General features: G+C 44.6%; 1 protein-coding gene. It reads left to right on the top strand.

The annotated features are described in order from the left end of the window. The coding region (locus RIB93_RS25440) for a CHAT domain-containing protein (RefSeq protein ID WP_446376894.1) at positions 1–7,455 on the top strand (7,455 nt) is incomplete at its 5' end. Between the last annotated feature and the right edge of the window lie 45 nt (positions 7,456–7,500).

Below are 7,500 nucleotides of genomic sequence, written 5' to 3'. Positions count from 1 at the left end.
ACTCGTACTTATGGTCATATTAGCGCTAGAGGTGGGGCAATTGCTGGAGATGGCGGTTTTGTCGAAACCAGTAGTGCTGGCTTTTTAGATGTTCCTTTTGCTCCCGATATCACAGCACCTGCTGGGGATGGGGGAACTTGGCTGATTGACCCCTACAATATCACAATTAGTGATGGGACTAATACCATTCCCCTTGGTGGCACTGCACCTGATTTGAATTTTACGGCGACGGCTGATAACTCAGTAGTCAAGATTGACACCCTCTTAACTGCCTTAAGTAGTGGTAATGTCACTATATCTACAGGGACAGGAGGCACCCAAGAGGGAAATATCACTCTAGCTACAGATTTAGATTTTAACGGCACGGGGCAGAGAGCCTTAATCTTGAATGCGGCAAACGATATCATCATCGATGGGAAGATATTTGATAGCACCCCCGATGCGGCTAATTCTGATTTCCTTTCCCCGACGTTGAATGCAGGTGGCACTGTTGAATTGAATCAAGATGTTTTAACCGGAATCGGTAACATCGAAATTAATGCTACGGGTGGGATTACGCAAGCTCCTGGCACAACGTTGAATATCGGAGGAGGCACCACGTTAGACGCCGGTGCAAGTGATATCAACTTGGATAATCCGGGCAATAACTTCTTGTTTGTATCAGTTGACAACGCTAATAATGTCTTTCTCTCTGATGCAGATAATATTGAGCTAAACACTTCTACCATTACAGGCAACCTTGATGTAACTGCCCAAGGTAACATTAGCCAAAGTGGAACTGTCACCGTTGGCGGTACAAGTAGTTTGACGACTAGCGAAGCCAACAGCACGATTACCCTAAATAATTTAAATGCCACCGGAGCAATTAGTCTCAACACCAACGGCGCTGGTGGTAACGCCACAATTACTAATGCTAAAGGAGTAAACCTCAACACCTCAAACGTTAGCGGAAACCTGAATGTCACCGCCACGACAGGTAACATTAGCCAAAGTGGAACTGTCACCGTTGGCGGTACAAGTAGTTTGACGACTAGCGAAGCCAACAGCACGATTACCCTGAATAGTTTAAATGCAACAGAGGCAATTAGTCTCAACACCAACGGCACGGGTGGTAACGCCACAATTACTAATGCTGAAGGAGTAAACCTCAACACTTCAAACGTGGGTGGAAATCTGAATGTCACCGCCACGACAGGTAACATTAGCCAAAGTGGAACTGTCACCGTTGGCGGTACAAGTAGTTTGACGACTAGCGAAGCCAACAGCACGATTACCCTGGATAATTTAAATGCAACCGGAGCAATCAGTCTCAACACCAACGGCGCTCAAGGTAACGCCAAAATTACTAATGCTCAAGGGGTAAATCTCAACACCTCAAACGTGGGTGGAAATCTGGATGTCACCGCCACGGATGTAAATATCAATGGTACAGTTGAAGCAGCCAATGCCACCTTCAAACCAAGTAGCGCTGCCTCAACGATTGGTATTGGTGATAGTGCGGCGGGAACTTTTAACCTGGATGCTACAGATTTAAGCAACTTACAATCCAATGGCACAGTCACAATTGGCAGTAGTACCGTTACAGGAAACGTTAGTATTAATACTATTGACCTGAGTAGTGAAACCTTTAACCTGGCAGTACAAGGTGGCAATCCCACATTCACTGGGAACCTTAACCTACCAAAGAACCTGAATGTTACCGCGACAACAGGCAATATTAGCCAAAACAGCGGTACGGTAACAGTAAATGGTCAAACTACGCTGGCGACAGGAACCAGCAATGATATCACATTTAATAATGCCAATAAATTCAACACAGTAGCCGTAACAAGTGGTGGGAATGTTACCCTGAACGATGCCGATGATATTGTTCTAAAAAATTCTACTATTGAGGGAAACCTTAATGTGACAAGCAACTCAGGTCAAATTACTCAAAATGACAATGACACCTTGATAGTTAAGGGGACAGCCACCCTTGCAGCAGGAAATAATCAGGATATTAATCTAAACAATACCAACAACAACTTCAATGAAGTAGTTGTCAACAACGCACAAAATGTGACGTTGAATGACACCAATGATATTAGTTTCAGGAATTCTAACTCTACGCTACGAAACTTGAATCTGAGTAGCAGCAATGGAACTATTGTTCTGGGAACTACCTTGGTTAATGGAAATATCAATGTAAATAGTCAAGGAGAAGGAGGTGGGATTAGTCAAAAGGAATCCACTGATACCCTAACCGTTAACGGCACAGCGACTCTGGCAGCAGGAAATAGCCAGAATATTACGCTTAGCAATACTAATAACGACTTTAGTAATGTAATTGTTAATCGGGGTAATGATGTTACTCTCAACGACGCCAATACCCTTAATCTAAATTCTGCCTCAGTTTCTGGTGTCCTGAAAGTTACAGCAGCAAATATCTCGGCGAATGGAGGAATCAACGCTGGCGCTGTCAACTTAACGGGCAATAACGGAATTACTCTAAACGGTACGATAAAAACGTCAGATATCGTTGACAACAACGTTTCCTTAACCGGAGCCGTGACTTTAGGGGCAAACGCGACGATTGATACTGATAATGCCAATAATGACGGCAATATCCGTATCAATCAATCGATTAATGGTGCCCGTAACCTGACATTGAATGCTGGAAGTGGTGCTATCACAGTAGGTCAAGCAATTGGTAGCACTACAGCCCTAAGCAACTTAAACTTAAAGGCGAGGGATATTACCCTATCTAATATTGGGGGTATAAGCGAAGGTGTTACAGACACAGTAACGCTTAATGGGACAGAAGCTATTAATTTTACAGGGACAACTTATAACGCTCAGAACCAGAACTACACCGCAGGAACAGCATTTAATCTGAATAATACTACAACGTTTACCTCTAATGGGGGTGCGATCGCGTTTAACACCGGTACGATTCAGGGGACTAATCCAGCCGATCTAACCCTTGATGCAGGTACAGGTAGTGTTACAGTAGATGCGATCGGCGGTAATGGCAATGACATTAATAACCTGACGATTCGGGGAAGTAGCGGTATTACGCTCAATGGCAACATCACCACATCTGATGCAGCTACCAATACTATCAACCTCAACAGTCCAGTCACTCTCGGTCAAGATATTGCCATTACCAATAATGGGGGAGTGATTAATTTCAACAGTTCTCTCGATGGGACAACAGCAAACAGTCAAGCTTTAACGGTAAATGCCGGGAATAGCACGGTAAAATTTGGGGGTGCTGTGGGCAATAGCGCACCGTTAAGCAATTTGACGGTTAATAATGGGGAATCTGTAACCTTTAATGATCTGGTCACGGTAACCAAAAAGATTGACCTAACCGCTGATGAAATTGACTTTAATGGCGGATTAAACTCGGTTAGTACCCCAAATCAAGGAACCATTTCCCTGAAGCCAACCACCGATGATACATTGATTGATATTGGCTCACCCCCTAGTGGAACAGGCACTTTAGATATCAGCGATACAGATTTAGCCGCTATAGCCAATGGCTTTAGCCAAATTACAATTGGACGAGAAACAGGTACTGGCACAATTGTCCTGGATTCTGGGGGAGTCAGTTTCCAAGATCCGGTGACGATTCAATCACCTTCACCTATTGAATCACCTGATTCTGGCGGCAAAATTTATGTGAATGGCAATCTGACAGGAACAGATGATGCATCGATCACAATTAATGGTGCAGATGTCTATCTAGGGAACCCAGATCAGCCGACAGTCACAATAGAAACAGCAGGAAAACCTATTACTTTAAGTCAAAATGTATGGCTATATTCTACTGATGTGGAAGTAAAAACCGGTGCAGAAGGCGGTGACATTATTTTTACAGGTAATGTTAGTGGTAGAACGATTGAGGAGCAAAATCTCACCGTTGCACCGGGTACAGGGAATGTAACCTTTGAAGGTGAAATCGGTCAGCCTAATGCCTTGAATCAGTTAAGGATTGGTGACGATACCACAATCAATGCTGATATTATCGGCACTTCGACGACTGTTTTTAATAGTTTAGTAGTGGAAGCTCAGCAGAGCCGAGTCGCGGGTATTATTAAAACTCGAGGCGGTCCAATTGAATTTACTGGTGATGTAATTCTGGTTACGGATACCACATTCGATACAATTTCTGAAGCATTACCGGGAGCGAGGGGAGGTGATGTTACCTTTGGTGCTACTGTATCCAGCTCAAAGGAAAACATCCCCAATCAATCCTCTACGTCACCCTTTGACTTGAACATCAGCACTGGCTCTGGAACCGTCACATTTGGTGATACTGTCGGCGCTCAAGACTTTGGCGGCGGATTTACCACAACAGATTTGGGTTCACTGACAATTGAAAGTGCTGGAGAGGTTAAAGCCGTTTTAGACGATGGTGTCAGTGTACCGTTTACAATTACCACTGTTGCACAAGAAATGCTTCCAGAAGATGCTCCAAAAGGCATTAGTATCTTGGCGGATAGTATCGACTTTAGCAATGCTAACCTTGAGGCAGAAATAGTCAACCTAGAAGCAACGGATGACATTAATACTGCAAGTATTACCGCCACAGAGGAAGATATCATACTCAATAGCCAAACCAGTTCCATTGATACGAGTGAAGGAACACTCACCGCCACTCAGGGTGACGTCAACCTCAACGCTAGTCAAGGTGATATTACGACGGCGGATATTGAAGTAACCGAAGGGGTGGTGGATTTAAATGCAGAGGATGGTAGCGTCACGACAGCGAATGTGGGAGCGCTAAACGTTAACATTCAGGCGAATAATGATATCAATACGGCTAGTGTCACCGCCACTCAGGGTGACGTAAACCTCAACGCCACTCAGGGTGATATTACGACAGAGGATATTGAAGTAACCGAAGGGGTGGTGGATTTAAACGCCGAGGATGGTAGCGTAACGACAGCGAATGTGGAAGCGCCAACGGTTAACATTCAGGCGAATAATGATATCAATACGGCTAGTGTCACCGCCACGGCAGAAAATATTACACTCGATAGCCAAACCGGTTCAATTGATACCAGTCAAGGAACACTTACAGCCAATCAGGGTGACGTAAATCTCAACGCTACTCAAGGTGATATTACCACGGCGGATCTTGAATTAACCGAAGGGGTGGTGGAGTTAAACGCAGAGGATGGTAGCGTCACGACACCGAATGTGGAAGCGCCAACGGTTAACATTCAGGCGAATAATGGCATCAACACGGCTAGTGTCACCGCCACGGAGGAAGATATCACGTTCAATAGTCAAGGTTTTATTGATACGAGTCAAGGAAAACTGACAGCCACTCAGGGTGATGTTAACCTCACCGCTAGTCAAAGTAATATTGCTGCGGCGGATATAGAAGGAGAAAGCGTCAATCTTCAGGCAAATAACGGAATTGCCACAGCCAATGTCTCTTCAACCAATGGCGGAATTACCTTGACTAGCCAGTCAGGAGCTATACAAAGCGGTGATTTAACCGCCAAGGGAGAGACAGAAGAGGGAGAGACAGAAGAAAACACAGTAACTGTTACAACCTCAAATACTATTACAACGGGTAATATTGATACCTCTTCAGAAACAGGTAAAGGGAATGCGATCGCGCTCACCAGCGAAACCGGAGATATTACAACACAGAATTTAAACTCATCGGGTCCATTGGGTGGGGGTTCTATTGATGCTTCCACCCTGGGTCAAATTACACTTGCAGAGGTTAACTCCAGTTCTACTGGGGGTTTCGCGGGTTTAATCACGCTCAATAATGGTCAACCCGAATTCCTCAGAGAAGCTCCTGGCATTGATTTGACGTTTATCAATGCTCAAGGGTTACCGCGAAATCCAGCCGCCATCTCATTAAGTCCAACAGAAACAGAAGGGACTGAAATTACGATTAACATCACCACGGATGGTTATTTGAGAGCAACAGGTACATTCGTTTCCCAAACTGGCTTACAAGCTAGTCTTGCTACCGGTGGTGATCCGATTGTGATTCGACATGGTGGTGGTACCGCCTTTGATCCCTTTGAAGTTGGAAATGCGACCCAAAATGGCACAATAGGTGCAATTACAAACGGCAATGGATTTACCGGAACAATCTTACCCGTTCAATCTTTTACTCGTCCTGTTCGACAAGAAAACATTGAAATTATTTCTCGGATACCCTCTCAAAACAATCTGCCATTAACAAGTCTCTATCCTAACCTTTCATTGACTAGTCAAGTAGCTGATGCTGACCTGGAAATTTCTACGCTTGACAGCGTTCTTACTGATGCCTTTTCAGGATATTTAGGACCCAAACCCAGTGTTAACAATCCCGCTGATGCACCTAAAATACTGGCGCAAATTGAGAAACAAACGGGGGTAAAACCAGCCTTTATGTATACCACCTTTGTGGGCGGACGCCTGGAACTGAGAATGGTTTCGGCTCAGAATAAAAAGATTGTCACCCTTCCTGATGTAACCCAAGAAAGGATTGTACAAACGGCGACAAAATTACGCCGCGAAATCACTAATCCCATTAAACGGAGAACGACCAGTTATTTAGAACCCGCTCAACAACTCTATGAATGGTTAATCGCTCCCTTAGAAGCTGAGTTAGAGGCGCAAGGCATTCAAAATCTGGTGTTCATTATGGATAGTGGTTTGCGTTCCTTACCTGTGGCGGCTCTCCATGATGGTCAAAACTTTTTAGTGGAAAAATACAGTGTGGGGTTAATGCCTAGTCTCAGTATTACCGACACCAGCTATAACAATATTCAAAATGCTCCCGTTTTAGCGATGGGAGTGGCTGAATCCAGTAGTCTGGCGAAAGAGCTGAATCTGAGTCCTTTACCTGCGGTTCCCCTGGAACTTCAAACGATTGAAAGTATTCGCGATGGAGAAACTTTCCTGAATGAAAAAGTTACCCTAGAAACTCTCAAAACCCAAAGCCAAGATGCCACAATTGTGCATTTAGCTACCCATGGTGAATTCAAACCGGGTCCTCTAGAAAATTCCTATATTCTCTTGTGGAATGATTTACTGCGTTTAAACCAACTGCGAGAATTAGGCTGGAATGAGCGTCGCACCCCAATTGAATTGTTAATCCTGTCAGCCTGTCGTACAGCCGTGGGTGATGAAAACGCGGAGTTGGGGTTTGCTGGATTAGCTGTGCAAGCAGGTGCTAAGTCAGCGCTGTCAAGTTTGTGGTATGTCAGTGATGAAGGAACTTCTGGATTGATGACGGAGTTTTATCGGAAGTTGCAAACCGCTCCAATTAAATCTGAAGCTTTACGACAAGCGCAGTTAGCGATGCTCAAGGGTGAGGTGCGCTTAGAAGGTGGACAATTACGAGGAAGTGGACAACCTGTTCCTTTACCGTCAACAATACAAAGTCAAGGGGATCAGTCTCTCTCCCATCCTTATTACTGGGCAGCATTTACTATGATTGGAAGTCCTTGGTAAGTAGGTGGACACAATAAAAGCTAACGGTGGAGAACTCGCTCCCTT

Origin of the sequence: Coleofasciculus sp. D1-CHI-01 (assembly GCF_040218875.1) — a bacterium.
Classification (GTDB): Bacteria; Cyanobacteriota; Cyanobacteriia; order Cyanobacteriales; family Coleofasciculaceae; genus Coleofasciculus.
Note: the sequence above shows the minus strand (reverse complement) of the source record. Positions and strands in the feature narration are given on the sequence as shown.